This is a genomic window from Xenorhabdus sp. NBAII XenSa04 (genome assembly GCF_963866145.1).
Lineage (GTDB): Bacteria > Pseudomonadota > Gammaproteobacteria > Enterobacterales > Enterobacteriaceae > Xenorhabdus > Xenorhabdus indica.
The window spans coordinates 1-1346 of the sequence record NZ_CAWMEB010000042.1; the positions used below are offsets into that span (position 1 = coordinate 1).

General features: G+C 48.1%; 2 protein-coding genes. Both read right to left on the bottom strand.

The window, feature by feature from the left end:
- Positions 1-99: 99 nt before the first annotated feature.
- Positions 100-870: a DNA adenine methylase gene (locus AAC147_RS02000; RefSeq protein WP_081989132.1), complete on the bottom strand. Its 771-nt coding sequence runs from the start codon at positions 868-870 to the stop codon at positions 100-102.
- Positions 871-896: 26 nt separating this feature from the next.
- On the bottom strand, positions 897-1346 hold a 450-nt coding region (locus AAC147_RS02005; protein WP_047685209.1), incomplete at its 5' end, for a site-specific DNA-methyltransferase.

Consider the following 1346-nt stretch of genomic DNA (forward strand, 5'->3'; position numbering starts at 1 on the left):
TGCCACGTGAAGCTGTAGCGCTCTTCGATGTCCATCTATGGAATCCCATTGATTGCCAACTGAGCAAAAAACCACGCAGAGAGTGAGTAATGCCGTTGGTCATGTTCTTATCATAAACAACGATTCAACTGATTTTGTCGTTGTGCCCGATTGATGATTCGCACTCAGGCTACTGGTTAATGCCATTGACCAAAGGCAATCAAAATCATTTGGAGCGGTATATTCGTTAACAAAGACAGTACAGCGGTTCGATAACTCACGAACCCAATTCCAGAACTCAGCCGTGTTAAAGGCATCGCGGTATTGCCGCGTGTTCGCATAAGGCGGGTCACAGTAGACGACTGCGCCATCCGGTATGTTCAGTGCCTTGTAATCACTGCATAATAATTGCACGCCATCCAGATCACTTATCTGTCGCTGAATATTACTGACAGCCTCCGCTTGATAATCACGAATACCTGATTTTGTCTGCGTGACGCCTGCGAACCCATCGAACCACTTACCCGAATAACTACAATTAAACCCAACCCAGCCAGTTAAGTGAGGAATGCCCGTTTTGTTATGCTTTATCGCATAGTACTGCTCACGTGATATTTGTCCCGGTGGTTGCCAGCCGGATAACAAGGCTCCCCACATTGCCATCAGGTATTCATGTTTATCCGCAGCAATAACAGGTCCAGCATGTTTGGTGTTGATGTAACTCGCCATGTTCATTCCACCAGCGAATGGCTCAACATAAACCGTATCTGTTGTTAAATACTCCAGAATGAAGGGGGCGATATGTTTCGCAATACGGGATTTACTCCCCATGTACTTCACCGTTCCACCTCCCTCTCTTGGTGCGCCCAGAAAACAAAAAGGCCACGCCATGCGCAGCCTTGAATGAATTGTAAACGCTAAGTTGACAACTGCTCGTTGATCTCTTGCTCGGTCTGCTTAAACCGCTCTTCTTCCAGTTCCACGCCCAACACTCGGCGGTTGATTTTCAACGCCGCTTTCAGTGTTGCACCGGAACCCATAAAGAAGTCTGCTACCAGATCCCCTTCCCGGCTACTGGACTGGATAATATGCGCCATCAGGTCAGCGGGTTTTTCGCACGGATGCTTGCCCGGATAATACTGAACGGGGGCAAAATGCCAGACATCGGTATAAGGCACTGCTGCCGTGACTGTGAACGAACGGCGCATTAAACCGTATTCCTGCCGTAATTCGTCATACTGACGTGACAGGGTCAAATGGGATTCCACCAATTCATCATAGGGTTTGCTCAGTTCCCCGCGCTGGTGCTTTTCTTTGGCGATACGATCAAATAACACCTGCAGTTTTTGATAATCCACTTCACTGGG